This window comes from Streptomyces sp. CT34 (assembly GCF_000805335.1).
In the GTDB taxonomy this organism is placed as follows: Bacteria; Actinomycetota; Actinomycetes; order Streptomycetales; family Streptomycetaceae; genus Streptomyces.
This window is the reverse complement of the sequence record NZ_KN708638.1, coordinates 4,619,624-4,646,004: the sequence shown is the minus strand read 5'-3', so window position 1 is coordinate 4,646,004 and position 26,381 is coordinate 4,619,624. Positions and strand designations below refer to the sequence as shown.

Annotated in this window: 24 protein-coding genes; 2 read left to right on the top strand and 22 right to left on the bottom strand. The window is 70.4% G+C overall.

Annotated features, from left to right (window positions below; translation table 11 throughout):
- Window positions 1–36: 36 nt before the first annotated feature.
- From RZ84_RS20340 to RZ84_RS20315, 6 genes are all read right to left on the bottom strand, one after another.
- A complete protein-coding gene (locus RZ84_RS20340) occupies window positions 37–531 on the bottom strand; it encodes a DUF3180 domain-containing protein (RefSeq protein WP_043265493.1) in 495 nt (164 codons plus the stop codon).
- A 208-nt stretch (window positions 532–739) separates the two neighbouring features.
- Window positions 740–1,393 carry a 2-amino-4-hydroxy-6-hydroxymethyldihydropteridine diphosphokinase gene (gene folK / locus RZ84_RS20335; protein ID WP_241777780.1) on the bottom strand — a complete coding sequence of 218 codons (654 nt, stop codon included), beginning with the start codon at window positions 1,391–1,393 and terminating at the stop codon, window positions 740–742.
- Complete coding sequence (gene folB / locus RZ84_RS20330) at window positions 1,390–1,749, bottom strand: dihydroneopterin aldolase (RefSeq protein ID WP_043265492.1); 360 nt, start codon at window positions 1,747–1,749, stop codon at window positions 1,390–1,392. Before folB ends, folK begins: the two co-directional genes overlap by 4 nt.
- 349 nt (window positions 1,750–2,098) lie before the next feature.
- Window positions 2,099–2,578, bottom strand: coding sequence for a nuclear transport factor 2 family protein (locus tag RZ84_RS20325; RefSeq protein WP_043265491.1), 480 nt, complete (start codon window positions 2,576–2,578; stop codon window positions 2,099–2,101).
- Between the two features lie 5 nt (window positions 2,579–2,583).
- A complete protein-coding gene (folP, locus tag RZ84_RS20320) occupies window positions 2,584–3,534 on the bottom strand; it encodes a dihydropteroate synthase (protein ID WP_241777779.1) in 951 nt (316 codons plus the stop codon).
- A 112-nt stretch (window positions 3,535–3,646) separates the two neighbouring features.
- On the bottom strand, window positions 3,647–5,494 hold the full coding sequence (locus RZ84_RS20315) for a phosphatidylglycerol lysyltransferase domain-containing protein (RefSeq protein ID WP_043265489.1): 1,848 nt from the start codon (window positions 5,492–5,494) through the stop codon (window positions 3,647–3,649).
- 140 nt (window positions 5,495–5,634) lie between these two features.
- Here RZ84_RS20315 and RZ84_RS20310 point away from each other — a divergent pair, with 140 nt between their 5' ends.
- Complete coding sequence (locus RZ84_RS20310) at window positions 5,635–6,750, top strand: alpha/beta hydrolase (protein WP_043265488.1); 1,116 nt, start codon at window positions 5,635–5,637, stop codon at window positions 6,748–6,750.
- A gap of 161 nt (window positions 6,751–6,911) precedes the next feature.
- On the opposite strand, the gene folE is transcribed toward RZ84_RS20310, so the two are convergent.
- From folE to dacB, 6 genes are all read right to left on the bottom strand, one after another.
- Entirely contained in the window at window positions 6,912–7,517 is a 606-nt protein-coding gene (gene folE / locus RZ84_RS20305; RefSeq protein ID WP_043265487.1) for a GTP cyclohydrolase I FolE, read from the bottom strand.
- A gap of 107 nt (window positions 7,518–7,624) precedes the next feature.
- Complete coding sequence (ftsH, locus tag RZ84_RS20300; protein WP_043265486.1) at window positions 7,625–9,640, bottom strand: ATP-dependent zinc metalloprotease FtsH; 2,016 nt, start codon at window positions 9,638–9,640, stop codon at window positions 7,625–7,627.
- A 283-nt stretch (window positions 9,641–9,923) separates the two neighbouring features.
- The gene (gene hpt, locus RZ84_RS20295; protein ID WP_043270376.1) at window positions 9,924–10,463 is read right to left on the bottom strand and encodes a hypoxanthine phosphoribosyltransferase; all 540 of its coding nucleotides are present in this window, start codon (window positions 10,461–10,463) and stop codon (window positions 9,924–9,926) included.
- A 113-nt stretch (window positions 10,464–10,576) separates the two neighbouring features.
- Complete coding sequence (tilS, locus tag RZ84_RS20290; protein WP_043265485.1) at window positions 10,577–11,584, bottom strand: tRNA lysidine(34) synthetase TilS; 1,008 nt, start codon at window positions 11,582–11,584, stop codon at window positions 10,577–10,579.
- Window positions 11,585–11,779: 195 nt separating this feature from the next.
- Window positions 11,780–12,928: a zinc-dependent metalloprotease gene (locus RZ84_RS20285; RefSeq protein ID WP_043265484.1), complete on the bottom strand. Its 1,149-nt coding sequence runs from the start codon at window positions 12,926–12,928 to the stop codon at window positions 11,780–11,782.
- Window positions 12,929–13,423: 495 nt separating this feature from the next.
- Entirely contained in the window at window positions 13,424–15,013 is a 1,590-nt protein-coding gene (gene dacB, locus RZ84_RS20280) for a D-alanyl-D-alanine carboxypeptidase/D-alanyl-D-alanine endopeptidase (RefSeq protein ID WP_043265483.1), read from the bottom strand.
- 86 nt (window positions 15,014–15,099) lie between these two features.
- Between dacB and RZ84_RS20275 the strand changes: the two genes are divergently transcribed.
- The gene (locus RZ84_RS20275) at window positions 15,100–15,594 is read left to right on the top strand and encodes an inorganic diphosphatase (protein ID WP_019888410.1); all 495 of its coding nucleotides are present in this window, start codon (window positions 15,100–15,102) and stop codon (window positions 15,592–15,594) included.
- Between the two features lie 180 nt (window positions 15,595–15,774).
- Here RZ84_RS20275 and RZ84_RS20270 read toward each other — a convergent pair whose 3' ends face one another.
- From RZ84_RS20270 to RZ84_RS20225, 10 genes are all read right to left on the bottom strand, one after another.
- Window positions 15,775–16,629, bottom strand: a complete 855-nt coding sequence (locus RZ84_RS20270) for a hypothetical protein (protein ID WP_043265482.1) — start codon at window positions 16,627–16,629, stop codon at window positions 15,775–15,777.
- Window positions 16,630–16,727: 98 nt separating this feature from the next.
- Entirely contained in the window at window positions 16,728–16,925 is a 198-nt protein-coding gene (locus tag RZ84_RS20265; protein WP_043265481.1) for a linaridin family RiPP, read from the bottom strand.
- Between the two features lie 125 nt (window positions 16,926–17,050).
- Complete coding sequence (locus tag RZ84_RS35125; RefSeq protein WP_052230048.1) at window positions 17,051–17,638, bottom strand: hypothetical protein; 588 nt, start codon at window positions 17,636–17,638, stop codon at window positions 17,051–17,053.
- Entirely contained in the window at window positions 17,635–18,471 is an 837-nt protein-coding gene (locus tag RZ84_RS35120; protein WP_241777778.1) for an alpha/beta fold hydrolase, read from the bottom strand. Before RZ84_RS35120 ends, RZ84_RS35125 begins: the two co-directional genes overlap by 4 nt.
- 255 nt (window positions 18,472–18,726) lie before the next feature.
- Window positions 18,727–19,074, bottom strand: a complete 348-nt coding sequence (locus tag RZ84_RS36830; protein WP_078893998.1) for a transposase — start codon at window positions 19,072–19,074, stop codon at window positions 18,727–18,729.
- 39 nt (window positions 19,075–19,113) lie between these two features.
- Complete coding sequence (locus RZ84_RS20245) at window positions 19,114–19,872, bottom strand: class I SAM-dependent methyltransferase (protein WP_107068144.1); 759 nt, start codon at window positions 19,870–19,872, stop codon at window positions 19,114–19,116.
- Window positions 19,873–20,340: 468 nt separating this feature from the next.
- Window positions 20,341–21,825, bottom strand: coding sequence for a phytoene desaturase family protein (locus RZ84_RS20240; protein ID WP_043270372.1), 1,485 nt, complete (start codon window positions 21,823–21,825; stop codon window positions 20,341–20,343).
- The gene (locus tag RZ84_RS20235; protein ID WP_052230046.1) at window positions 21,822–23,672 is read right to left on the bottom strand and encodes an ABC transporter ATP-binding protein; all 1,851 of its coding nucleotides are present in this window, start codon (window positions 23,670–23,672) and stop codon (window positions 21,822–21,824) included. The genes RZ84_RS20240 and RZ84_RS20235 overlap by 4 nt, the downstream gene beginning before the upstream one ends.
- Before the next feature lie 381 nt (window positions 23,673–24,053).
- A complete protein-coding gene (locus RZ84_RS20230) occupies window positions 24,054–24,245 on the bottom strand; it encodes a hypothetical protein (protein ID WP_043265479.1) in 192 nt (63 codons plus the stop codon).
- Window positions 24,246–24,549: 304 nt separating this feature from the next.
- Entirely contained in the window at window positions 24,550–26,361 is a 1,812-nt protein-coding gene (locus tag RZ84_RS20225) for a threonine/serine exporter family protein (RefSeq protein ID WP_241777776.1), read from the bottom strand.
- Window positions 26,362–26,381: the final 20 nt, after the last annotated feature.

Genomic DNA, 26,381 nt, shown 5'->3' with positions numbered 1-26,381 from the left:
CGCCGGCGGCAGGGGGTCCGCCCGGTGGGCCGGGCCCTACGCCCGCGCCGCCCCCGGGCCGTCGTCGTCGCCGTCGCCGCCCTCCGGCAGCTTGCAGACCCGCTCCAGGAACATCGCCGCGGCGACCACCGCGACGCCGGCCAGCACCGACAGCCCGGCGTAGACCTCCTGGGCGCGGCGCGGACCGACGTCCAGTCCGGAGGTCAGCAGGAAGACGCCGACCCCGCCGTAGAGCCCGGCGACCAGGGACGCCACCAGGGCGCTCGCCTGGCCGCAGATCACCGCACGGGCGGCCAGCAGCGGATCGACGCCCTTCGCGTCCGGCCGCCGCTCCCGCTGGGCCCGCAGCCCCGACCGGATCGAGACCGCCATGGCGGCCAGCACGACGGCGATCAGCGCCAGCACGATCGGCGCCGCCACCGGCACTCCGGGCAGCGTCCCGAAGGAGTCCCACAGCCGGGCACCCGCCCAGGCCAGGACCCCGGCCACCACGAACAGCCCGACCAGCACCTTGATCCGTAGCTGCTTCACCGAGCGATCGCCCCTCGTACCGTTCCGGCCATCCCTGCCGCGATGGCCCCGTCTGCCGTCTTGGACCACACCTGCCGGCATGGCCGCGAGTCCGTCCCGTACGCGCGCATCGACGCGGCACCGTACCGGGCGCACGCATCAGTAGATCAGCGCACCCCGGCATCCTGCCGCGTCGTCGCCGTACGCGACCGACCCGCAACCCTAACGACTACTCGGGCAGCCGCAGTTCCAGGTCCGTGCGACGGGTCACGCCCTCGCTGCCGACGGCCGACAGCAGCGCGGCCACCGCACCGTGCCCGGGAACCTCCGCCGCCGGGTCGACGTCGTGCCACGGCACCAGGACGAACGCCCGCTCATGGGCCCGCGGATGCGGCAGCGTCAGCCGGGGGTCCTGGGAGACCACGTCCTGGTAGGCGAGGATGTCCACGTCGATCGTGCGCGGCCCCCAGCGCTCGTCCCGCACCCGCTCGAAGGCCTCCTCGATGGCGTGCCCGCGCTCCAGCAGGGACTCCGGCGGCAGCGTCGTCCTGATCAGCACCACGGCGTTGAAATACGACGGCTGCGAACCGGGTTCGACGCCCCACGGCTCGGTCTCGTACACCGGCGAGACGGCCTTGACCCGCAGTCCGGGGGTGTCCTCCAGCGCGTCCACGGCACCCTGGAGGGTCTCCAGGCGGTTGCCGAGGTTGCTGCCCAGCGAGATCACGGCGCGCTTGGGGTTGGAGAGCGTCACATCGGCCGCGTCCACCTTCTCCACGACGGAGGCGGGCACCGGCTGGACGGTCGGGTCGCCGAGGTGGTCGGCGGGGCGGGACGCGGTGGCGCCGCCGGGCGTGGGGGTGGGGTGGCGGGTGGGTTTCATGCTCGACTCCGAGTGATGGTGATGGTCACGTCATCGAAGGGGACGGTGATCGGTGCGTCCGGCTTGTGGACCACCACCTCGACCTCCTGCACCCCCTCGTGCTTCAGGCACTGGTCGGCGATGCGCTCCGCCAGGGTCTCGATGAGGTCGACGGGCTCGCCTTCCACGACGGCCACCACCTCCTCGGCGACGATGCCGTAGTGGACGGTCTTCCCGAGATCGTCGGAGGCCGCCGCTGGGCGGGTGTCCAGGCCGAGGACCAGGTCCACGATGAAGGTCTGGCCTTCCTCGCGTTCCCGGGGGAACACCCCGTGGTGTCCTCGGGCCTTCAGCCCACGCAGCGCGACACGATCCACGCGAATCACTCCCACTGGTCCCGGCACCTCTGGCGCCACTGTTCGTCGGATTCCGGGCAGCCACCAGAGTCGTCGTCCGGCAGCGCTGCCCTGTTCGAAATCTACCTGCGAGCACCGACACTGCCCGCCCATGGGGGCTATGGACAAGGCCCCGTTCTGCTGCTAGGCCGTGTCGCGCGGGCGGCCCGGCGGGGAGAGCGGGAGATCGTCCGCGCGCCTCTTACCCGCGATCTCCCGCCCCACCCCTACCCGTGCGGCACTTGGCTCGAACGGGTGCGCCCAGACCGGCGGGCTGACGCGCGGACGCCGGTGCGCGGCCGGGTCCGGACGCCCGCGCCTGTGCATCCGCTCACATGGCGCCCGCGGGGCCGTTCTCCTCGCTCTCGTCGTCGTCCTCGTCCTCGTCGTCCTCGCGGTCCGCCAGTACCGGCGACCCGTGGTGCGACCACACCCGCCAGCCGTCCTCGGTGCGCTTGAAGACGTTGGTCGCCACGACCAGCTGGCCGATCAGCGGCCCCACCGAGCCGTCGTCCTCGGCCGGGCCGCCGCTGAGGATGTTCTCCGTGCACGTCACCAGCGCGGTGTCGCCGATGACGTCGATCTCCACATCCGTCAGGAAGAACTGGATGTACTCGGTGTTCGCCATGATCAGCGCGTACGAGCGGAGCACCTCCCCGCGCCCGCGCAGCACCGGCCACCCCGGGTGGACCACGCTCACCTGACCGTCCAGCCACAGCTCGGACAGCGCCTCGTGATCGCCGCGCTCGATGGTCTCGTACAGCGTGGTATTCGCCTGCTCGACCAACTCGATGTCCGTCCGTGGGCCCAAGCCGCTCACTTCGTCCCCGTCGTGTCCGCCGTCGTACCGTTCGTCACACCCGCACCGGACGCACCGGTGCCTCCCGCGGCCCCGGCCGCCTCCGCCGTGTCCGCCGCGTTCTCGACAGCGCGGGCCACCCGCACCGCGTCCGCGCTCGCCCTGACCTCGTGCACCCGCACCGCCCAGGCCCCCTCTCGCGCCACGATCGCCGACACCGCCGCGGTCGCGGCATCCCGCTCCCGGGCCGGCGGTGGGGCGGCACCCTCGCCGCCTGCCAGCACCCTGCCCAGGAACCGTTTTCTCGAAGCGGCCACCAGCAGCGGCCGGCCAAGCGCCCGCAGCCGCGGCAGATGGGCCACCAGCGCCAGGTCGTGCCCGGCGTCCTTGGCGAAGCCCAGGCCCGGGTCGATGACGATCCGGTCCGGGTCGACACCGCCGGCGACCGCGCGCTCCATGCTCTGCGCCAGCTCGTCGACGACCTCGCCGACGACATCCGCGTAGATGGCCCGGTTGTTCATGTCGATGGACTGGCCGCGCCAGTGCATCACCACGAACGGGACGTGGTGGGAGGCGACCACCGGCACCATGTCCGGGTCCGCGGCGCCCCCGCTCACGTCGTTGACCAGGCACGCCCCGGCCTCCACGGCCTCCTCGGCGACCGAGGCGCGCATCGTGTCGACGGAGACCACGACACCGGCCGCGGCCAGCTCCCGGACCACCGGGACGACCCGGCGCAGCTCCTCGCCCTCGTCCACCCGAGCCGCGCCGGGGCGGGTCGACTCGCCGCCGACGTCCACCATGTCGGCGCCCTGCGCCACGAGGTCCAGACCGTGTTTGACGGCGAGTTCGGTGTCGAACCACAGGCCGCCGTCGGAGAACGAATCGGGCGTCACATTCACGACGCCCATCACCGCGCAGCGGTCCCAGTCCGGCAGTCCGGCCACCCGGCCACGCAAGGTACTCATGGCACCAGCGTAGGCCGTGTGCCGACCGGCCGGATTGCCACCGCCCGCTGGGCGGATCCCCCCTGGGGCGGGCCCGTCGCACGGGTCGCCCGGCCCGCCGTACGGGACGCGGCTAGGCGACCTTCTCCAGCGCGCCGGCCGCCAGCACGCTCTGCTCCTCATGGGCGCACGGCCGCGGCTCGGGAGCGTTCCTGCGGCGCAGCGCGCGCGGCAGCCCCAGCTCCAGATAGCCCTCGGCCTGAAGTGCCGCGAGACCGATCCGCGGAATGTCCCGGCTGTTGCGGAAGACCACGAAACGCGGCTCCCAGCGTGGCTGGAACTTGTCGTTGAACTTGTAGAGCGACTCGATCTGGTACCAGCGGGACAGGAAGATCAGCATCGCCCGCCAGACCCGGAGCACCGGCCCCGCGCCCAGCTTCTCGCCGCGCTCCAGGGAGGAGCGGAAGACCGCGAAGTTCAGCGACACCTGCTTGATCCGGAGGTCCGGCGCCGCCTGGAGGGCGGCGACGATCAGCAGCTCGTTCATCCCGGGGTCCGCGCCGCGGTCCCGCCGCATCAGCTCCAGGGAGATCCCGTCCCGGCCCCACGGCACGAAGTGCTGCATGGCCTTCAGGTCCCCGTACGGCCCGGCCTCCTCGCCCTCGGCGGGTGCCAGATGCGCGGTGGCGATCACCGCGTCGCCGTCGGTCGCCGCGTCGATCCGGCCCAGCGCCATGGAGAAGCCGCGCTCGGTGTCGGTGTCCCGCCAGGCGTCGGCGGCCTGCTGGATCCGCGCCAGCTCCTCGGGCTCCAGATCGCGCACCCGCCGCACCCGGGTCTCGTAGCCGTTGCGCTCGATGCGCTTGACCATCTGCCGGACGTTGCGCATCGCGCGCCCGGAGAGGGTGAAGCCGGCGACGTCCACGATCGCCTCGTCGCCGAGCTCCAGCGCGTCCATCCCGGTCTCCCGGGTCCACACCTGGCCGCCGGTCTCGCTGCACCCGGTGACCGCCGGGGTCCAGGAGTGCGCCCGCGCCTCCTCCATGAAGCGCTCGATGGCGCCCGGCCACGCCTCGACGTCCCCGATCGGGTCGCCGCTGGCGAGCATCACACCGGAGATCACCCGGTAGCAGACCGCGGCCTTGCCGGACGGGGAGAAGACCGCGCCCTTGTCCCGGCGCAGCGCAAAGTAGCCGAGCGAGTCCCGGCCGCCGTGCCGGGCCAGCAGCTCGCGCAGCCGCTGCTCGTCCTCGTCGGTCAGCCGGGCCGCCGGGTGCTCGGGGCGGAAGGCGAGGTACGCGGTGGTGGCGGCGGTCAGCAGACCGAGTGCGCCGAGGGAGTAACCGACGGTGTAGTCAACGCCGTTGGTGTATCTGACGGGTCCCTCGAAGCCGACGAGGCCCCAGAGAACGTGTTCGGCGCGCTCCCAGAAGGAGGGCGAGCCGACGATCTTGTGCGGGTGGGAGCTGACGATCACCATGCCGATGCCGAAACCGGCACCGCCGAGGACGACGAGGTTGGCCACGGCCTTCCAGCGGCTGCGCGGGTCGGGCAGCGCCGCGAATTCCCGGCGGTGCCACAGCAGGAACACCAGCAGCGCCAGCGAGAGCACCGCTCCGGAAACGGAGTGGCGATACACCAGCTGAGCGGCGATCCCGACGGGGAGCAACGCCACGGCCGCACCCCACGCCCGCCGCTTGCGACGCTTGAGTCCATGGGCCAGAAGGAGCAGGAGAATGCCGACGACGAGAGAGGCGGAGGCGGCCAGCGGGCTCACCGCGCCCGGCAGCACCTCGGCCACCGCGTGCACCCGGCTGTGCCGGAAGCGCGGGAAGATACCGGCCACCAGATTCAGCAGTCCGACCACCACGCCGGCCGTCCCGACGAGACCCGGTACCGTCTCTGGCCGTGGGCCGCGGAGCCAGCGTGGCGCACGCCACGCAACCTTCTCCGACTTTTCGCCATCTAGCCTGTCAGACATCACTTTCCCGTCGCCCCGGTCGAGAGAACGTGCGAGCCTAGTCGCAGCATCTGGACTTTTGCGCCCTGTATGACGGCGTCGCAGGGCTCGGGGTTCCACTTGCGGTACGGATGGCCCGGCCGCCCGGAAGAAAGCACCACATGGGTCTCACCAGCAAGAAAGTGCTGCTTCTTGCCATCCTGTTCGCGGTGGCACTGTTCGCCCTGACGGTCTGGCTGTGGCCGCGACTGTCCAAGGGGAACTGGCGCGCGGTGCTCGGCCGCATCGGGCTGCTCGCCGCCACCCAGATCTCCCTTTTCGCGGCGATCGGCCTGTTCGCGAACAACATGTTCGGCTTCTACGCCTCCTGGGCCGACCTCTTCGGCCAGGAGCAGGAGCCCGGCGTGGTGAAGAACTACAAGTCCGGCCCGAACGGCACCAACCTGAAGCTGCTGGGCAACGAGCGCCTGAGCATCCAGGGCGCCTCGATGCCGACCACCGCCGGCCGGCTCGACAAGGTGCTGGTCCACGGCCAGAAGTCCAAGATCAACACCCCGGCGTACGTGTACCTGCCGCCGCAGTACTTCCAGCAGCGTTACGCGAAGAAGAAGTTCCCCGCGGCGGTGATCCTCACCGGCTACCCGGGCACCGCCGAGGCGCTCTACAAGAAGCTGCACTACCCGCAGACCCAGTTCGACCTGCTGCGGCAGCAGGGCATGCAGCCGACCGTCCTCGTGATGATGCGGCCCACCGTCGCCCCGCCCCGGGACACCGAGTGCGTGGACATACCGCGCGGTCCGCAGACCGAGACGTTCTTCACCCAGGACCTGCGTCACAGCCTCTCCGGCGAGTACCGCATCGGCAAGGACGCCAAGAGCTGGGGCATCATGGGCGACTCCACCGGCGGCTACTGCGCGCTGAAGATGACCATGCGCCACCCCAACGCGTTCTCCACGGCCGTCTCCCTCTCCGGTGACTACAAGGCGCCCATCGACACCACCACCGGCGACCTCTTCGGCGGCAGCGCCCAGCTGAAGCGGGAGAACGACCTCCTGTGGCGGCAGAAGCACCTGCCCGGCCCCCCGGTGAACCTGCTGGTCACCAGCAGCAGGCACGGCGAGGGCAACTACAAGAACACGCTCAGGTTCATCGAGGGCACCAAGTCGCCGTCCCGCGTCGCGTCGATCATCCTCGACAGCGGCGGCCACAACTTCAACACCTGGCGCCGGGAGATCCCCGCCGCCCTCCAGTGGATGGGCAACCGCCTCTCGGTCTGACCCCCACCGCCGGTCCGCCCCGCGGCGGCCGGCCCCACAGCCGAAAGCGGCCCGGTGCCCGCAGCACACACTGCGGGCACCGGGCCGCTTCTCGTTCGCGTCACGGGCCCCGCGGCGGGGCCAGGGGCACCGCCCGCCGGCACGGGGCCGCGGGTCGGCCGTCAGCGCGCCAGTATCAGGCTCATCGCCTCGGCCCGCGTCGCCGGGTCGCGGAGCTGCCCGCGCACCGCCGAGGTCGTCGTCTTGGCACCCGGCTTCCGCACCCCGCGCATCGTCATGCACATGTGCTCGCACTCGATGACCACGATCACCCCGCGCGGCTCCAGGATCTTCATCAGCGAGTCCGCGATCTGCGTGGTCAGCCGCTCCTGGACCTGCGGGCGCCGGGCGAACACATCGACCAGCCGGGCCAGCTTGGACAGCCCGGTGATCTTGCCGTCGGTGGACGGAATGTAGCCGACGTGCGCCACTCCGACGAACGGGACGAGGTGGTGCTCGCAGTTCGAGACCACCTCGATGTCCTTGACCAGCACCATCTCGTCATGGCCGAGGTCGAAGGTGGTGGTCAGCACGTCCTCGGGCTTCTGCCAGAGACCGGCGAACAGCTCCTTGTACGCCCGTGCCACCCGCGCCGGCGTCTCCAGCAGGCCCTCGCGGTCCGGGTCCTCGCCCACCGCGATGAGCAGCTCGCGGACGGCGTTCTCGGCACGCTTCTCGTCAAACGTGCCGATCTTGCTGTCGACGTCCAGCGTCACAGGGTCCGTCATTGGTGCCTCGTTCCTTCTGCGCCCGCTCGAGAAGCGGAGTGCCGCGCCTCCCAGGCTAAACCTGGGAGGCGCGGCACATATTCCGGGCCCGGGGGCGGGCGCCGGGCTCAGCTCTCGGGGCGCCGGTCCTCGGGGGCCTCCGCCTTCTCCGTGGAGACGGTGCCGGACGCGGCCGTCACGGAGCCGTTGGCCGGGGCCAGCTCCTTCGGCGACAGCACCGGCGGGCGGGTCGAGGGCGTACGGCGCGAGGAGCCGGTCCACGCCGGGCGGGCCGGACGCTTGACGACGTGCTTGAAGAGCTCGGCGATCTCCTCCTTGTTGAGCGTCTCCTTCTCCAGGAGCGTCAGCACGAGGTTGTCGAGCACATCGCGGTTCTCGACCAGGATCTCCCACGCCTCGTTGTGCGCGGTCTCGATCAGCTTCTTGACTTCCTCGTCGACCAGCGCGGCTACCTCTTCCGAGTAGTCGCGCTGGTGACCCATCTCGCGGCCCAGGAACGGCTCGGAGTTGTCCGTGCCGAACTTGATCGCGCCGAGCCGCTCGGTCATGCCGTACTGCGTGACCATCGCGCGGGCCGTCGCGGTCGCCTTCTCGATGTCGTTCGCGGCGCCCGTGGTCGGGTCGTGGAAGACCAGCTCCTCCGCCGCGCGGCCACCCAGCATGTACGCCAGCTGGTCGAGCATCTCGTTGCGGGTGGTGGAGTACTTGTCCTCGTCGGGCAGGACCATGGTGTAGCCCAGGGCCCGGCCGCGGGACAGGATCGTGATCTTGTGGACCGGGTCGGAGTTCGGTGAAGCCGCCGCGACCAGGGCGTGTCCGCCCTCGTGGTACGCGGTGATCTTCTTCTCCTTCTCGGACATGATCCGGGTCCGCTTCTGCGGTCCGGCCACGACGCGGTCGATCGCCTCGTCCAGGAAGTGGTTGTTGATCAGCTTCTCGTCGCTCCGGGCCGTCAGCAGGGCGGCCTCGTTGAGGACGTTGGACAGATCGGCACCGGTGAAGCCGGGGGTGCGCTTGGCGACGGCCGACAGGTCGACGTCCGGCGCGACCGGCTTGCCCTTCTGGTGGACCTTGAGGATCTCCAACCGGCCCTGCAGGTCCGGACGGTCGACGGCGATCTGCCGGTCGAAGCGGCCGGGGCGCAGCAGCGCCGGGTCGAGGATGTCCGGGCGGTTCGTGGCGGCGATCAGGATCACGCCGCCCTTCACGTCGAAGCCGTCCATCTCGACGAGGAGTTGGTTCAGGGTCTGCTCGCGCTCGTCGTGGCCGCCGCCGAGACCCGCACCGCGGTGCCGGCCGACGGCGTCGATCTCGTCGACGAAGACGATCGCCGGGGCGTTCGCCTTGGCCTGCTCGAAGAGGTCACGGACCCGGGAGGCACCGACACCGACGAACATCTCGACGAAGTCGGAGCCGGAGATCGAGTAGAACGGGACGCCGGCCTCGCCCGCGACGGCGCGCGCGAGCAGCGTCTTGCCCGTACCGGGCGGACCGTACAGCAGCACGCCCTTGGGGATCTTGGCTCCGACGGCCTGGAACTTCGCCGGGTCCTGGAGGAACTCCTTGATCTCGTGGAGCTCCTCGACGGCCTCGTCGGATCCCGCGACGTCCGCGAAGGTCGTCTTGGGGGTGTCCTTGGTGATCAGCTTCGCCTTCGACTTGCCGAAGTTCATCACCCTGGAGCCGCCGCCCTGCACCTGGTTCATCACGATCAGGATGCCGATGGGCAGAAGGATGAAGGGCAGCAGCGAGATCAGAACGCCGACGAACGGGTTCTGCTTCGACGGGGAGACGGTGTACCCGTCCTTGATCTCGCCGGTCTGGTACTTGGCCTGCAAATTCTTGGCGATGTCGACGCCCTGGTCGCCGATGTAGCTCGCCTGGATCTTGTTGGAGCCGTCGATCTTGTTGTTGCCCGACAGCTCGATCTTGATCTTGTTCTCGTCGCCGGTGGTCAGCTCGGCGGATTTCACCTTGTTGTCAGCGATCGCCTTGACGACCTGACCGGTGTCCACCGTTTTGTAACCGCCGGACGAGCCGACGACCTGCATCAACACGACCACGGCGAGGACGGCCAGCACGATCCACATGACCGGCCCACGGAAGTATCGCTTCACGTCCATCCATACGGAGCCGTGTGAGGCCCCGTCCCTCCTGCCACAGTGAGGCACAACGCCCTCGGGAGGGCTGGTCGTGCGTACGGTGTATTACTGGCCCGAAAACAGACTGCCTTCGGACGGTACCCCAGCATTGTCACCCGGCGCCTGCGCCGACAGTGAACAATGAAGCCGAGGAATCCCCTCTCCCTGCTCCAACGGCGGGAAACCGCGAACGGTTCCCGCCGGGCGGCGCAGGCAGGTCCGGGACCCGACCGGCCACGGTGGCCGGCGAGCGGATGGTGCGCTCTCAGCCGCCGTAGACGTGCGGCGAGAGGGTACCGACGAACGGCAGGTTGCGGTACTTCTCCGCAAAGTCCAGGCCATAGCCGACGACGAATTCGTTGGGAATGTCGAAGCCGATCCACTTCACGTCGATCGCGACCTTTGCCGCCTCCGGCTTGCGCAGCAGCGTGCACACCTCCAGCGAGGCGGGCTCCCGCGAGCCGAGGTTCGACAGCAGCCACGACAGCGTCAGGCCGGAGTCGATGATGTCCTCGACGATCAGGACGTGCTTGCCCTTGATGTCGGTGTCCAGGTCCTTCAGGATGCGGACCACACCGGAGGACTGGGTGCCCGCGCCGTACGAGGACACGGCCATCCAGTCCATCGTGACGGGGGTGGACAGCGCGCGCGCCAGGTCCGCCATCACCATCACCGCGCCCTTGAGGACACCGACGATGAGCAGGTCCTTGCCCGCGTACTCCGCGTCGATCTTCGCGGCCAGCTCGGCCAGCTTCGCGTCGATCTCTTCCTTGCTGATGAGCACCGACTGAAGGTCGGCGCCCATGTCCTTGTCGTCCACCCGTGCCACTCTCGCTCGCTTCGGTGTGCAGATCAGCCGTGAACCTCACGAAGCGGGACCCGGTCGCAAGATCACGGAGCAGGGCGGTCTTCTGCGGCTCAGCCCTGCCGAATGACCAGTCTGCCACCCTGCCGTCGCACACCCACGCGCCCGGGGAGGTTGATGGCGCCCTGCCCGCGCCAAGCGGTGATCAACCGGTCCACTTCTTCGATGTGCCGGGCGAAGAGCGAACCGGCAGGTGAGCCGGCTCCGATGACGGCCCGGCGCAGCACCCGGCGGCGTACCGCGGGCGGCAGCGCGAAGAGGGCGGCGACATCCAGGGTGCCGGCATCGTCCAGCACCGCGCCCTCGGCCTCGGCGGCCCAGGCGTCCAGCGCGTCGGCGTCGTCCCGAGAGAGCTGGGCGGTGCGCGCCAGTGCCTCGACGACGCCCTTGCCGAGGCACTTCTCCAGGGCGGGCAGCCCCTCGTGCCGCAGTCGGGAGCGGGTGTAGGCGGGGTCGGTGTTGTGGGGGTCGTCCCAGACGGGCAGCGCCTGGATGAGGCACGCCTTGCGGGCGGTCTGTCGGTCGAGGTCCAGGAAGGGGCGGCGGTAGCGGCCGTCCGTCCCGGTGGTCGCGGCCATTCCGGACAGCGAGCGGATGCCGGACCCGCGGGCGAGACCGAGGAGCACGGTCTCCGCCTGGTCGTCGCGGGTGTGGCCGAGGAGGATCGCGCTGGCGCCGTGGCGGTCGGCGGCGGCGTCCAGGGCGGCGTAGCGGGCGTCCCGGGCGGCGGCTTCCGGGCCGCCCGCGCGCCCTACGTGGATGCTGACGACGTCGACGGGGTCGAGCCGCAGCGCCCGCAGCCGTACGGCGACCTCGGCGGCGCGGAGGTCGGAACCCTCCTGGAGGCCGTGGTCGATGGTCACGCCCCCGGCGCGGACCCCCAGCTTGGGGGCTTCGAAGGCGAGGGCGGAGGCGAGCGCCATGGAATCGGCGCCGCCGGAGCAGGCGACGAGCACGAGCGGGGCCTCGTGCCGCTCCTGCGCGCAGTGGTGGTTGAGTACGTCGTGGAGTACGCGGCGGACCGCCAGGCGTATCGCGGCGACCGCTGGATGGGGACCCATGTCCGTTTCCAATCATTCAGCTGGGGGACGAGCCTCGGGACGTGGACGGCACTTCGTCACACAGAGTGCCTAGATGGTGACAGAGACGAGCAGTTCCCCGAGCATTGCACGCCTATCCACCGGTCACGGTCCCTCAGACGGGTGATTGGAGGGGCGCGCTACTGCCGCACGGCGTGCCCAGCTCACGCCGTGCGCTTACGGTGCCCCGTCGGCCTTCCGATGCACCCGCGCGACCCAGTCCGCCGGTTTGGCGATCTCCTGTTTCGTGGGGAGGGTGTTGGGCGACGTCCAGACCCGGTTGAAGCCGTCCATGCCGACCTCCTTGACGACGGACCGAACGAACCGCTCCCCGTCACGGTACTGCCGCAGCTTCGCATCCAGCCCCAGCAGCTTGCGCAGCGCCAGGTCCAGCCGGCCCGCGCCGCTGGCCCGGCGCTGCTGGAACTTCTCCCGGATCTCGGTGACCGACGGCACCACCTCGGGACCCACCCCGTCCATGACGAAGTCGGCGTGCCCCTCCAGCAGCGACATCACCGCCGTCAACCGCCCGAGGATCTCCCGCTGGGCGGGCGTCTGCACGAGATCGACGATGGACCGGGTGCCGTCGTCGCCCTCCTCGCCCTCCGGCTTGGCGCCGGCCAGCGACTGGGCCGCCTCCCGCAGCCGCTCCAGCAGCGTCCCCGGGTCGATGTCGGTCTCCGCCAGGAACGACTGGATCTCGCCCTCGATGTGGTCCCGCAGCCAGGGCACGGCGGTGAACTGGGTCCGGTGGGTCTCCTCATGGAGGCACACCCACAGCCGGAAGTCGTGCGGCGCGACGTCCAGCTCGCGCTCCACGTGGACGATGTTCGGCGCCACGAGCAGCAACCGGCCGCCCTGCGCCGCGGCCGGCAGATCGCGCGACGGCGGCGCGAACGTCTCGTACTGGCCCAGGACCCGCGACGCCAGGAACGACAGCAGCATCCCCAGCTCCACGCCGGTCACCTTGCCGCCGACCGCGCCGAGCACCGCGCCACCGGGCACGTTCGAGCGCCGGTCCTCCATCTTGGCCAGCAGGGGCTTCAGAACGGCCCGGAAGCCGGCCACATTGGCCCGGATCCAGCCGGGCCGGTCCACGACCAGCACCGGCGTGTCAGGCGGCACCGCCGGGCCCTCCGCACCCGGCTGCGCCATCCGGGTGAACGCCCGGACGTGCTCCTCGGAGGACTTGGCATGCCTCCGCAACTCCGCGACGATCTCCCGGGCCTCGTCCCGGCTCACCTCCGGACCGGGCCGGACGAATCGGGTCGCGGTCGTAACCGCGAGATTCCAGTCGACCATCTCCGCACCACCGATGCTCGTCATGACTTCACCGTACGGGGGTGGTGCGGTTGCTGGTAGCCGATCCGCCCGTCCGCTGCGCTTGGCCTGCTGCGCACGTTGTCGGCTTTCCCGCCGTGGGGGTGCGGTGGGCTTGCGCCCCCACGTTGTCGGCTCTCCCGCCGCGGGGGTGCGGTGGGCTTGCGCCCGGCGGTGGCGGCTTTCCCGACGCGGGGTGCGGTGGGCTGCGCCCCGCGGGGGTGGCCGCCGTGGGGGTGCGCTTTGCCTCGGGGCGTTGGCGGCTTTCCCGCCGTGGGGGTGTTTGTCCGCTGCGCGGGGCCGTCGGGGTGCGGTGACGGGCCTCCGGGGCGTCCCCTCCCGTGAGTGGCGGGAGAAGAGGCCCGTGCCCCCGTGGGTGGTGGGGATAAGGCCCGTCACCTCCCGTCCGTGGGGGTGGGGAGAAGGCCCGTTCCCTCCCGTGGGGGTGGGTCGGGCCCGTCACCTCCCGTGGGGGCCTCCCGTGGGGGTGGGGCGAAGGGGTCAGCGGCAGCCGCAGTTGGCGAGTGTGGAGGCCATGCGGTCCAGGGCCTGCTGGGCGGCCTGGGCGTCGGTGGTGCCGGTGGTCATGAAGGCGAAGGCGAGGAGGCGGCCGTCGGCGTCGACGACGGTGCCGGCCAGGGTGTTGACGCCGGTGAGGGTGCCGGTCTTGGCCCGTACGGCGCCGGCGCCCGCGGTGTCGCCCACGTAGCGCCCGGTCAGGGTGCCGGTGAACGCCGCCACCGGGAGGCCGGTGACGACCGGGCGCAGGTCCGGCCTGCCGGGGTCGGCGGCGGCCAGCAGGAGGTGCGAGAGCAGGTTCGCGGAGACCTTGTCGTCGCGGTCCAGGCCGCTGCCGTCCTCGAAGACGGCGCCGGCCAGCGGGAGATGCTGGGCGGCCAGGGCGTCGCGCTCTGCCCTGGCGGCGCCGGCGAAGTCGGCGGGCCGCCCGGACGCGCGGGCGGTCTGGCGGGCCAGCGCCTCGGCGATGTCGTTGTCGCTGTTGGTCAGCATCCGCTCCACGAGGGCGGAGAGCGGGAGGGAGTGGACGACGGCGATCCGGTCGGGCCGCTGCGGGGCGGCGGCCTGGCCGGGGTCGCCGTCGACGGTGATACCGCGCTGCCGGAGCAGCCCCGCGAAGGCGCCGGCCGCGTCGCCCGCCGGGTCGGTGGCGCGCGGTGCGGGGCCGTGGTCGCTGCCGTCGAGGCGGGCCTCGTCGGTCATCAGGGCGGTGACCGGGGCGAGGTTCTCGTTGGGGCCGATGGGGTGCTCGGCGGGTCCCGTGTAGGCGGAGGTGTCGTAGCCGAGGCCGACCTTGGTGAGCCCGCGCCGCTTGAGGACCCGGGCCGTGTCGTCGGCGAGGGTGCGCAGGCTGGCGGGCTGCTCCCCGCCGCCCGGTGCGGGCGCCTGGGCGGTGAGGGTCGGATCGCCGCCGCCGACCAGGACGATCCGGCCCCTGCCGCCCATGACGACGGACGTGTCGATGCGGTGGTCGGCGCCGAGTTTGGACAGCGCGGCGACGGCGGTGGCGAGCTTCACCGTGGAGGCGGGGGTGGCTGCCGCGTCCTGTTGGGCGCCGAACACCTGCCGGCCGGACGCGACGTCGAGGACGGACGCGGTGCGCAGCGGGCCGAGCGCCGGATCCGACAGCAGCGGTGCGAGCGCGTCGGCCAGTCCCCCGTAGGTCGGTACGGGTGCCGTGCCGGGCCCCACGGCGCCGTGCGCGGGCCCGCTGAGCGCCGCGAGCACCGGCGGTGCGCTCGGCGCCGGACGGGGCGCCCGGCCGTCATCGTGATGCTCGCCACCTGTCTCCGGTACGCCGGCCGCGGCGGCCCGCTCGGCCGTACGCTGACCGGAGTCCCACGGCCCGGCCGCCGCCACCGCAGCGACCGCGACCGCCAGTCCGGTAGCGGCGGACAGCGCCGTCAGCCGCCAGGTCTGCCGGGTGTGCCGCGGTACGGCCCGCCATGCCTGCCGGGCGGCGTCCGACGCCGCGTACGCAGCGTGGGCGGAACGCTGTGCCCGGCGCGCCGCCACCCGCGCGGAGCGCTGCGCCGACTGCCATCTGACCTGCCAATTTCGGGTCTCGGGCACTTCGGACCAGCCCCTTTCGCCACCACACACCTGCGTGGGGGACACTTAATCACCAGACGTATGTGTTGATCATGGAGGAGCCACCCGTGGAGTTCGACGTCACCATCGAGATCCCGAAGGGTTCGCGGAACAAGTACGAGGTGGACCACGAGACCGGTCGGATCCGCCTGGACCGTCGACTCTTCACCTCGACCAGCTACCCGGCCGACTACGGCTTCGTCGAGAACACCCTGGGCGAGGACGGCGACCCGCTGGACGCCCTGGTCATCCTTGACGAGCCGACCTTCCCCGGCTGCCTCATCAAGTGCCGCGCCATCGGCATGTTCCGGATGACGGACGAGGCCGGCGGCGACGACAAGCTGCTGTGCGTGCCCGCCTCCGACCCGCGCGTGGAGCACCTCCGCGACATCCACCACGTCTCGGAGTTCGACCGCCTGGAGATCCAGCACTTCTTCGAGGTCTACAAGGACCTGGAGCCCGGCAAGTCCGTGGAGGGTGCCAACTGGGTCGGCCGCGCGGAGGCCGAGGCCGAGATCGAGGCGTCCTACAAGCGCCTTGAGGCGCAGGGCGGCGCGCACTGACCTGGCGGGTCGGACGCGGCGCCGTGCGGGGTTCTCCGGGGCCCCGCACGCCCGCGGGCGCGCTCTGATTTTCGTACGCGAACGGGCGGCACCCAGTCGGGGTGCCGCCCGTCGTTCGTGTCGTGGGTCCGCGGGGCGGGCGTCAGGGGCCGGACGTCCCGGCCGCGGAGCGCGGCGGTGCTACGCGGCGGCGGGCGCGAGGGCTGCCACTGCGTTGCCGGCCACCGCCGGGCGCCTGCCGCTCTGGTCGAAGACATAGAGGAGCGCCGGGTGCGTGGCGGCGAAGGCCAGCACGAAGCGGTTGAGCCCCATGAACTGACCGATTCCCAGGTGGAACAGCGTCATCGAGCCGAGGTACGCCTTGGCCGCCGGCTTCGGCAGGACGAAGACCAGCGGGAAGCCGACCTCCGCGGCGACCGTCGTCCAGGTGATGAGCTTGCCCAGCATCGGGTACTTGTGGACGAGCTTGTAGATGTTCGGGTCCCCGTAGTTGTGCGTGCGGATGACGCCGCTGAACGCCTCTCCGCTGAGCCACACCGGGGAGACGAGCTTGACGACACCGGATGCGACGTAGGAGATGGTCGTCTCCAGGGCCAGCGCGCGCATGGCCACGTCGCGGCCCTTGTCGCCGTCCTTGAAGGTGCCGGTCGAGGCGAGGACGACGTTGATGACCTGCTGGAGCTGGTCGGCGCCGTCTCCACCGAAGGGGGTGCGCAGGCGTGATGCCGCGCCCGTCACCGCCAGCACGGCACTGCCCGCCGCGCGTACTCCGCGCTTGTGCGCCCAGATCATCGTGGCGGCGGAGGCTCCCGCCTGAATTCCGTAGAGGGCGACCCCCGCTTTCTTGGAGCTGAGGGCACGGGTCAGTCGGGGAAACCGCTTGGCGAATTCGGGACGTGTGCTCTCCAGTTGGGCACTCAGCAATTCGCCGTCGGCGAGCTTACGGTGCTGGCTCAGCATTTCCAGAGCGGAGACCAGCGTCCCCAGGGAGGCCACTCGGCGTGCCGTGACCTCGGGCGGAGCTTTGAGAAACATGGATGAGTGCCCCCTGTGAGTGGATATGGTTTCGGTGGGTATCAGAAGGCGGGGGCACGGTACGCCCGATACACGTACCGTGCCCCCGCCCTCATCGATCAGTGGCGAGTGACGTCATGCGTGATCATGTTGACCGCAGCGGCGGTCGCCGAGGTGGCCGCGAAGCCGACCGGGGTGGCCTCCGGGGTGGCCAGGGTGGCCAGCGGGGTGATCATGGTCGGGGTCGCCTCGGAGCCGAGACGGCCCGGCTCGACGTCGACCAGCTCGGTGTTGGCGAACTCAGCCAGCACAGACATTTGCTGTCCTCTTTCTGTCGTTTGAGCAAACTCTCCAGCCATTCGGCGGGAGGGCACGGACTCACGCGGCCTGGAGTCATTCCGAGTGAGTTCGCGGCTTCCGGCCGAGAGGGTCACAAAGCCCGCTAGGCGGCTACGGGATAGGGCTCCGGCTGCACAACTCCTTCGTCTTCCAGCGGGAATTCCCTGGAGACGAAGATGGGCTCGATCTGCCGGGCCTCCGGGGCGGCAAGGTACGAGTACATGACCAGGAACTGACTGTGCGAGGCGCCTTCGGCGTGCGGCAGATGGTGCCGGATGTAACCGGAAAGCAGCTGGTAGCCGGACGACTGCACCACGGGCTCCATCGCCGTTCCGTAGGCCGCCGAACGGACATAGACGTCCTGGACCGCGTCGAACAGGGCCTTGGGGGACCGGTTGCGGGCGTTCCAGGCCAGTGCGTACCAGGCCCGGTCGCGGGTGATCGGGATTTCCTGCCACTCACCGGGCTTGCCGTCCGTGACATCCCTGTAGAGCAGATGGTTGTCCTTGACTCCCGGATTCGGCCCGAAGAAACGCCAGTTCGGGGTCGGTATCCGCAGCTTTCCGCGCTTGAGGAGATTGTCGAAGCGCTGCTCGGGCATCTGGGCCACCGCCGTCGCGACGAGCCAGGCGGCGAGGGACGTCGTGACGGCGGCCGTTTTCAGGCGCTCCGTGTTCACCCGCACGGTCACATCAGCTCCTTCTCGCGATCCGCGGCACTCTTGACGGCCGGGCGGGCTCCGGCGGACTTCCGCCGTTCCGCGTCGGCCCGCCCGGTCGGCGGTTCGTCGGCGATGATTTCCGCCACCTGTGCGGCGTGCGGCTGGATGGAGAGCAGCGACTCGTGGTCGGAACCGTCGATGCAGCGCTGCCGAGACCGCTTCGAGAGGGTGGCCAGCTTTGCCTGGACCTTCTGGTGCGCGGCGTTGTCCCCCTTGTTGTTCTCCGCGGTGATCACGGTCAACGGACTGTCGACCGAGGCCAGTTCCGGATACGTCATCGCGTCCCGGTAGTCGCGGTAGGCCAGGGCCCAGGTACGCCGCTGCGCCAGGAATGCCGTGTAACTCCGGTTGATTTCCGGGCGGTAGGTCTTGTGCTGGTTCAGGGCGGGCCGCAGCGCCGAAAGGCCCGCCACGGCGAACACCTGCTCCATGAGCATCGACTGCCGGGACCACCGGTCGATGTCCGCGCGGCGGCTGGAGCGCAGATGAGCCACGTCCGTCGCGTCGATCATGACCACCCCGGTCACCCCTTCCTTCGCCCCGGGGTGGAGCGACGCGTAGGCGGCGACGAAGTACCCACCGAGGGAGTGCCCGGCCAGCACCAGCGGCAGGTCGGCGACGTACGTTTCGCGCAGTTCCTGCAGCAGCGCGAAATGCCGCTCCAGGCCGTAGCGCTTCGAGGGTGTGCTGAGCCCGTAGCCGGGCCGGTTGAACCGCACGTATCCCATGTCCGCGGGAAGTGCTTCGCAGACCCAGTCCCAGTATTCGTGGGTCGTGCCCAGTCCGTTGTCGAGCAGGACCATGCGCCGGGCATTCGGAGGAATATTGACGTCTACCTCTACGAGGCTGCCGTCCGGCCTCTCGTGCGTCAGGTAGCGACGCGCACGTTCACGCTTCCCCGTGAATCGCATTGCTGCACCGGTCAGAACGCTTGCGCCGGCCAACCCAGCGATGCCCACGGCGAACTGGCGCTCCAAAGACGCCACAATTCCTCCCCCGTGATTTCAAGTGGCTGTTACCCCGGACACTAACACCGAATGCCCGGGTAAATTAATGAGTTAGTTGACCCTCCGGACCGGATGAGTCTTCCCGCGAGGGGACGGAACTCGGCCGGGCGTACTCCGCCCATACTTCCGGAGTTCCATATACAGCTCGCCTATTGTGGCCTTCAGCATGGCGTTTTCTTTGGTCAGCTCGGCAATCCGGGACGCCTCTTCGGAGTCCCTTCCGCTCTCGCCGGCCAGGCCGTTACGAGCTCCCTCAATAAATTGTCGACGCCAGTTCGATACGGATTGCTCGGAGACTCCGGCTTCCCGCGCGGCTTCCGCCGCGGTCAGTTGGCCACTCATCACTCTCACCAGGAGACCGAGTTTCTTGTCTGCCGGCAATATCGGCGGTCGTCCCACTGCGACCCCCTTCTGTGATCCGCGTTCCGGTGTGCGCGCTCAGGGCTTGACGTAGCAGCAGGCGAACATGGGTGACTGTTCGTTATAGGGGGTGCCGTCCCACCGCGAAAGACTGGCCTCGGGCTCCAGCCCGGCCGCGCGGGCGTAGTCGTCGATGTCTTCCGGAGTGGTCAGCCGGGTGAGTTCGTTCCCGACCCGGGTGGTGCCGTCGGCCTGGTACAGGATGTGCGAGCAGTGCCACAGGTCGCCGTCGAGCAGCGTGGAATGGGTCTGCACGCCGGTGCCGGGCTCCGGGTAGGGGACGAAGTACGTGGTGCGCCTGCGTCCTTCGTGAAGTTCCAGGATCGGCGGCTTGTTGTGCGTCTCGATCACCAGCCGGCCGCCGGGGGCGAGGAGGTCGGCCGCACACCGGACGGCCCGCTGCTGGTCCTCGCGGGTGTGCAGCAGCGACAGGGTCGCGCAGACGCAATACACCAGCCCGTACCGGGAATCCGAGGTGTAGGTGCGGATGTCCCCGTGGACGGGGGTGACATCGCCGCGGTCCTTCAGCTTGACGCGCATCGCGTCCAGCATCTCCGGTGAGGAATCCACACCGGTCACATGGCCGACGCTCTCGGAAAGCGGGATGGCGATCCGTCCCGTGCCGACACCGAGCTCAATGGTCCCCGCATCGGGAGCGGGATGGAGGGCCAGCAGCCCTTTTACCGCCTCGTCGGTAATCCTGTCGTCCGGTATCAGCCGGTCGTACCAGCCCTCGAACTGTCGCCCATAGCCGATGTCCTCTACCCCGTTAGTCACCGAACTCCCTCTCTTTGTCCCCACAGTCGATCCCGATGGGACCGTCGCGAAGCCGAAGAGCCGGAGCGAGGAAGGACGTTGTACGCCAACACAACTGCACGGAAGATCCGCAGCAGTTCCGCGTGGTTGGTCAGACCAGCAGTTCCTGTCGATCCAGGTAACGCCTCAACGAAGTGTGGGGACTTCAGGTTATGTCGTGTGAGTCCATCATATACACCGAGATGGACTCCAGTGAATATGTGCAGTGCTACGAGGAAGCAAAGCTCCCGGCAGGTGGGATAGCCGGTCCGGCGAAAGCCCTGATTGGAGCACCGCAGGCCCTCTTCGACAACGTCCCGGGCACCACTCGGAGTTCCGCACGGTTTCATCGTAGTTTCATCGCGCCTCACCCGACCCCGCCGCGCACCACCCCGAACACCTGGAGAGTCGGGCATGCGTTGACGCCGGAACGGAAAGGTGTGGCCCGCTTTAGGCGAGGTCGCCGCTCGCGAATGACGCCGACTGCGTACCCACGTTGGGTACGTCACATTTCCCGAAACAATGCCGCAGTGCGGAAACAGCGGCCAGATAGCCGGACATGCCGTGCACACTGGGCCCCGGCGGGGTGGCCGAGGAGCACAGGAAGACGCCGGGCAGCGGTGTGCGGTAGGGATCGATGCGGGGCACCGGGCGCGCGATGCTCTGGTAGAGGGTCATCGCGCCCGAACCGATGTCTCCGCCCACGTAGTTGGGGTTGTAGGTCTCGTACGCGGCGGCGGGCACGGAGCGGTGGGCGATGACCGTGTCCCCGAACCCCGGGGCGTAGCGCTCGATGCGGGCGCGCACCAGCTCGTAGGGGTCGGTGGGATCGCCGTTCGGGACATGCGCGTACGCCCACACGGGGCGCTTCCCGGGCAGCGCGCGACCGGGATCGGTCACCGCGGGGTCCACGAGGAGGACGAACGGCTCCCGGGTCCGCACGCGGCGTGCGTTCCGCGTCTCCTGGCGGACCATCTCGGCGTGAGTGCCGCCCAGATGGACCGTGCCGGCGCGGCCCACCGCGGGATCGGCCCAGGGGATCGGCTCGGAGACCAGGAAGTCGACCTTGGCGGCGCCCGGACCGTAGCGGAAGCGGGTGAGGCCGCGCGCGTAGGAGCGGGGCAGCCGGTCGCCCGCGAGGGCCAGGAAGCCCTTGGGGCTGGTGTCGAGCAACACCGCTCGCGCGCGGCGGAGTTCGGCCAGGTCCGTCACGGGGTGCCCGGTGTGGAGGACGCCGCCGTGCGCCGTGATGTCCTGGGCCATCGCCTCCGCGATACGGGCGCTGCCGCCGCGCGGCAGCGGCCACCCCGTGCCGTGCGCCAGGTGGCCGAGCAGCATGGCCACCGCGCCGGCCGCGAAACTGGGCAGTTTGCCGACCGCGTGCGCGGCGACGCCGGTGAGCAGGGCCGCCGCCTCCTCGCCCTGGAAGCGTGCCGCGCCGAGCCCGGTGCCGTGGACCGCCACCCGGCCGGCCAGCAGCAGGGCGGCGGCCGGGTCCCGCGGCAGGCTGCGCTGCCCGGAGAGGATCAGGTCGACGACGGCCTCGCTGCGCTCCAGCAGCGGGCCCATCAGCCGCCGCCAGCGCGGACCGTCGGGACCCAGGTGCGCGCAGGTGTCAGCCAGCGAGCGGTACGCCAGGGCGGCGCGGCCCCCGTCCAGCGGATGGGCGTAGCTGATCTCGGGGTGCAGCAGCTCGACCCCGCGGGCCTCCAGGTCGAACTCCCGGAAGAACGGGGAGGCGGCGGCCATGGGATGGACGGCGGAGCAGATGTCGTGCACGACACCGTTGTCGAAGAGCGGCTCGGTGCGCAGCCCTCCGCCGATGGTGTCGGCCGCTTCGTAGAGCTCCACTCTCAGGCCGGCTCGGGCCAGCACCACGCCGGCCGCCAGGCCGTTGGGTCCGGTGCCGACGATGGCCACGTCCGCGCTGTTCACCACTGCTCCTCGATCCTGATGGGCCGAAGCCGCACCGTCTGCTCGTTGAGGCCGCTGCCCCACTGGTGCCAGCCGAGCGCGGAGGCGAGCGGACCCGCCCCCGGCTCCCCGCTCACCCAGTGGGTCGCCGTGGCGACCGGAGCCGCCCCGGCGTGCAGTTGGGAGCCCGCCAGCCGCCGGTACAGCTCGTCGTGCTCCATCAGCTCCCGGTGCACACCGGTGGCGCGGACCCGGCCGCCTTCCAGCACCACGATCTTCTCGGCGTCGACCACCGTGGAGATGCGGTGGGCGATGGCGATGACCGCGCACTGCTGGGAGACCCGGCGCAGCACGTCGCGGAAGTCCCGCTCCGAGTCGGAGTCCAGGTTGGAGGTGGCCTCGTCCAGCAGCATCACCGCGGGCTTCTGGAGCAGCGTGCGGGCGATGCACAGGCGCTGGCGCTGCCCGCCGGACAACCCGCTGCCCTGGTCGCCGAGTTCGGTGTCGAGCCCCTTCGGGAGGTTGGCGACGACCGAGGTGAGGCCGGCCATCTCCACCGCCTCCCAGATGTCGTCCTCACTGGCGTGCGGATGCGCGTAGGTCAGGTTCTCCCGGACCGTGCCCCGCATGGTCGCGCTGTCCTGCTGGACGTAGCCGACCAGCCCGCGGACGGTGTCGAGCGGCAGCGTCCCGATGTTCTGCCCGCCGAGCAGGATGACACCGCCGTCCAGCGCGTAGAAGCGCTCGATCAGCTGGAACATGCTGGTCTTGCCCGCGCCCGAGGGCCCGACCACCGCCGTCAGCCCGCGCGCCGGCACGGTGAGCGAGATGCCGTGCAGGACCTGCGTCCGCTCCCCCTCCTCGCCCCGCCGGTACCCGAACCGCACGTCGTGGAACTCGACCGCCGGCAGGTGCTGGGGCAGCGGCCCGATGGGCACGGAACTCCGGGCGGCCTGCGCCCCGTTGCCTTCCTGGGGCATCTGGGCGAGTTCGTCGACCCGCTGGATCGCGGCCCGGCCCTGGATGAACTGGCCCACCCCCATGAAGAACGTCACCAGCGGCGACACCAGCTGGAAGAGGTACATGATGAACGTGGTCAGGTCGGCCATGTTCATCTCGCCGCGGGCCACCCACGCCATTCCGGCGCCCACGACGACGGCCAGCGCGCCCTGCGTACCGACGTTCATGGACGGCATGAACAGGGCGTTGTAGGCGTTGACGCGGATACCCGAACGCCGTGCCCGCTCGGCCAGCCTGCCGATACGGGCGGTCTCCCGCGTCTCGGCCCGGGATGCCTTGACCGTGGGCAGCGCGGCGAGCACGCGCTGTACGGCGGTGCCGAACTCGCCGGTGTCGTCCCGGTTCTGCACGGCAACCCTGCGCAACTTGCGGGCGATGGACAGCGAGAGGAGGCTGGCGACCCCGAGGCAGCCCATGGTGATGAGCATCAGCCGCACGTCGATGAGGAACATCAGCACGACACCGCCGATGACGGTGGCGCCGCTGACGATCAGCTGGGCGAGGCTCTGCGAGAGGGCGATCTTCACCAGCGAGGTGTCGGTGACCGTGCGGGTGAGGATGTCGCCCTGGGGCCGCTTGCCGAATTCGGTGAGGTCGGCGCGGAGCAGCCGCCCGGTCAGGACCTGGCGGACGTCGTAGACGATGTTCTCCCCGGCCCGCCCGATGACGTATGCCTGGAGCGCGGAGAAGACCGCGCCCAGGCAGAAGAGGCCGACGAGCCGGACGATGGGGAAGGCCAGCGATTCGCCCTTGCCCGCCGCCTCGATCAGTTTGCCGATGGCCCACGGCTGGGTGAGCGAGGCGCCCACTCCCAGCAGGCCCAGCAGCACGCCCGTGATCAGCAGCATGGTGTGCTGTCCGGCGACACCCGCGACCGATCCTGCGCCACGTCCGGTATTGCTACTCAGGCTCGCGTGACCGGCATGACTCGCCATGAGTACTCCCCCCGTATTGACGACGGTCACGGCACGTGCGCGACCAGGAACACAGCCCTGTCTCATAGGGACTCGTCGTCAAGGTGTTCGAAGCTAACATGCCGCCCGGCGTAAAGTTATGAGTTAGTTGAGCCGCCGGCACATCACCCCGCGGATCAGCGGCAGGTATATGAGGCCGGGTAAGTTAACTCATCTGTTCTTTACTTGGCGCATATACCGGGGGAACGCTTCGACGGACCGCAGCACGGCGCGCTCCTCCCGGCCGGCAACCAGGAGGAGCGCAGGGGCCGGCGGTTAGTGACCGACCGCCTGCTGTATTCCGATCAGCACCGTCGCATCGGTGAACGTCGGGGTGATGGCGGAGATCTGGGCCTTGGCGCCGCTCAGCGCCGGCACGGCCTGCCCGTTGTCGACCTTCCCGGGAGTGACCTTCGCCAGGTGGTCGTTCGCGTAGGAGCTGATCTGCGTCGGTACCGGAGAGTTCATAGCTGTGCCACCTTCTTCTCGCTGTTCAGGGGCGCCGCGAATTCCACTGGTAATTCGCGGCCGAACGCCATGAACGTAGCGTGCACCACTTCGACTGACAAGGTCGTTCTGACGCGGCACGAAAACTCCGGAGAAGAATTGCTTGCGGCCCGGAGAATTCTCGTGTCGGCCGCACGTCGAAAAGCACGGCCCGGATCACTCGTGGATTTACCGGAGCGGAGAATTCCAGCAACGGCCACCGATGCTCGCCCGGCACTCCGCCCGGCGGCCCGTATCCCCTTTCCCGAGCCGCCGCGGCGCGGCCCTAGAAGCCGCGCGTCCGCTTGGCCGCCCGGCGGCCCGCGCCCGCCTCCGTGATGCCCGGCGCCCGCAGGAACAGCCGCGCGACCTCGCTTCCCAGGTTGACCCCGACGGCGATCGCCAGCGCCAGCGAGGCGGCCCGGATCAGCGACGAGATGCCCTCCAGCAGATTGCCCTGGGCGAAGTTGAGCAGCCCGAAGTACGTCGCACTACCGGGCAGCAGCGGGCCGATCGCCGCGGTGACGTACGGCAGCGCCGAGGCGTAGCGGTACCGGGAGAGCAACTGGCCGAAGAGGCCGACGAGCCCGGCGGCGATGGCCGTGGACGGTACGGCGTTGAAGCCGGCGGTCATGTTGAGCGCCCCGTACACGACCCAGGCGACCCCGCCGTTCATCGTCGCGAACGCGACGGTGTGCCGCTCCTGTTGGAGCAGCACACAGAACGCCAGCGCCAGCAGCATGGACGCGGCGGTCTGCACCAGCGGCTCGTTGTACAGCCGCAGCGCCTGCTCGGGGTTGAGCCGCTTGAGGCCGGGGTCGATCTGGAGCCCGACATAGAGCACCGACAGCACGCCGACGACGATGCCGACGATCAGGTAGCCGACCTCCAACAGCCGGGCGGCGGCGGTGATGTAGTAACCCGTCAGCCCGTCCTGCACACCGGCGACCAGCGCCCGCCCCGGGATCAGCGCGAACAGCCCACCGGTGATCACCGCGGACGCCTGCACATTGGAGTGCGCCAGGCCGAACACGAGCCCTATCGCGGCCGGCGGCATCGCCGCGCACACGAACTGGTAGAACTCCGGCAGCCCGCGGCCGGAGGCCAGCCACGCCAGCCGGTCGCCGAGCATCGAGCCCACCGCCGCCGCCGCGAACACCAGCACCCCGCCGCCGACCAGCATGCTCGCCGCGCCGGAGAGCAGCCCGGAGGCCAGCGTCAGCCCCCAGCTCGGGTACGGGTGGCGGTTCCGCCGGATCTCGGCCAGACCGCGGTACGCCTCCTCCAGGGTGATGCCCTCGGAGGTGATGTCGTCGACCAGCCGGAAGACCGCGGACAGCCGGTTGTAGTCGACCCCGCGCCGCCGCACCGTCCGGCTGGCGGTGACCGGGTCGTCGACCAGCGACGGCTGGTACGAGATCGACAGCAGCGTGAACGTGACGGTCGGCTCGACCCGTTCCAGGCCGTACGCGTGCGCCACGCCGAACATCGCCGCCTCGACGTCCTCCGCGCCCTCGCCGCCGGCCAGCAGGATCTCGCCGATACGCAGCGTCAGGTCGAGCACGCGGGGAACGGCCGGGCCCTCGGTCTCCTCGGCGCGCTCCACCCGTTCGGGCACCGGCCGCTCGTGGATCGGCATCCGGAGCATCGTGCGCATCCGGTCCTGCCACGGCGCCTCCTTGGTGAGGCTGAGGGCCGGGATGCCGTGCGGCGGGGTGAACGCCAGACCGCCGGCCACGGTGCCCGGCAGGGGCGTCTGCCCGCTGGTGCTCCCGGGCGGCACGAACGCCGACCCCTCCTGCTCGGCCGGCGCCTCCGGGCGCAGGCCCTCGGGCAGCGCGAACTCCGAGGTGGGGTGCTCCTCTTCGGGCGGCGGCGGCAGCGGCACACCCAGCGGCGGCGTGAAGGCGCTGTGCGCCTCGTCCGACTGCGGTTTGCGCTCCTCGGGGTGGCCGGACTGCTGCGAGGTCCCGTTCGTGCCGGTGCCGCCGCTGCCCTTGCCCGCGCCGGTGCTGTTGCCGCTACTGCCGCGCTGCCCGCGCGGTGGGTCCGACACCACGTCTCTCCGCTCCTCGTACGCCTCCTGCCGACCGGTCATGCACACGATGCCGCATGCCG

Coding starts and splice junctions, on each gene's coding strand:
- ftsH (WP_043265486.1), bottom strand. CDS start 9,640: ATGGACGTGAAGCGATACTTCCGTGGGCCGGTCATGTGGATCGTGCTG.
- hpt (WP_043270376.1), bottom strand. CDS start 10,463: ATGGGCGCCGACCTTCAGTCGGTGCTCATCAGCAAGGAAGAGATCGAC.
- folK (WP_241777780.1), bottom strand. CDS start 1,393: ATGAAACCCACCCGCCACCCCACCCCCACGCCCGGCGGCGCCACCGCG.
- RZ84_RS20235 (WP_052230046.1), bottom strand. CDS start 23,672: ATGCTGCTGATCACGGGCGTGCTGCTGGGCCTGCTGGGAGTGGGCGCC.
- RZ84_RS20230 (WP_043265479.1), bottom strand. CDS start 24,245: ATGAACTCTCCGGTACCGACGCAGATCAGCTCCTACGCGAACGACCAC.
- folP (WP_241777779.1), bottom strand. CDS start 3,534: ATGAGTACCTTGCGTGGCCGGGTGGCCGGACTGCCGGACTGGGACCGC.
- tilS (WP_043265485.1), bottom strand. CDS start 11,584: ATGGGTCCCCATCCAGCGGTCGCCGCGATACGCCTGGCGGTCCGCCGC.
- folE (WP_043265487.1), bottom strand. CDS start 7,517: ATGACGGACCCTGTGACGCTGGACGTCGACAGCAAGATCGGCACGTTT.
- RZ84_RS20270 (WP_043265482.1), bottom strand. CDS start 16,629: ATGTTTCTCAAAGCTCCGCCCGAGGTCACGGCACGCCGAGTGGCCTCC.
- RZ84_RS35120 (WP_241777778.1), bottom strand. CDS start 18,471: ATGGTCCTGCTCGACAACGGACTGGGCACGACCCACGAATACTGGGAC.
- RZ84_RS20285 (WP_043265484.1), bottom strand. CDS start 12,928: ATGACGAGCATCGGTGGTGCGGAGATGGTCGACTGGAATCTCGCGGTT.
- RZ84_RS20315 (WP_043265489.1), bottom strand. CDS start 5,494: ATGTCTGACAGGCTAGATGGCGAAAAGTCGGAGAAGGTTGCGTGGCGT.
- RZ84_RS20265 (WP_043265481.1), bottom strand. CDS start 16,925: ATGTCTGTGCTGGCTGAGTTCGCCAACACCGAGCTGGTCGACGTCGAG.
- RZ84_RS20310 (WP_043265488.1), top strand. CDS start 5,635: ATGGGTCTCACCAGCAAGAAAGTGCTGCTTCTTGCCATCCTGTTCGCG.
- RZ84_RS20225 (WP_241777776.1), bottom strand. CDS start 26,361: ATGACCGGTCGGCAGGAGGCGTACGAGGAGCGGAGAGACGTGGTGTCG.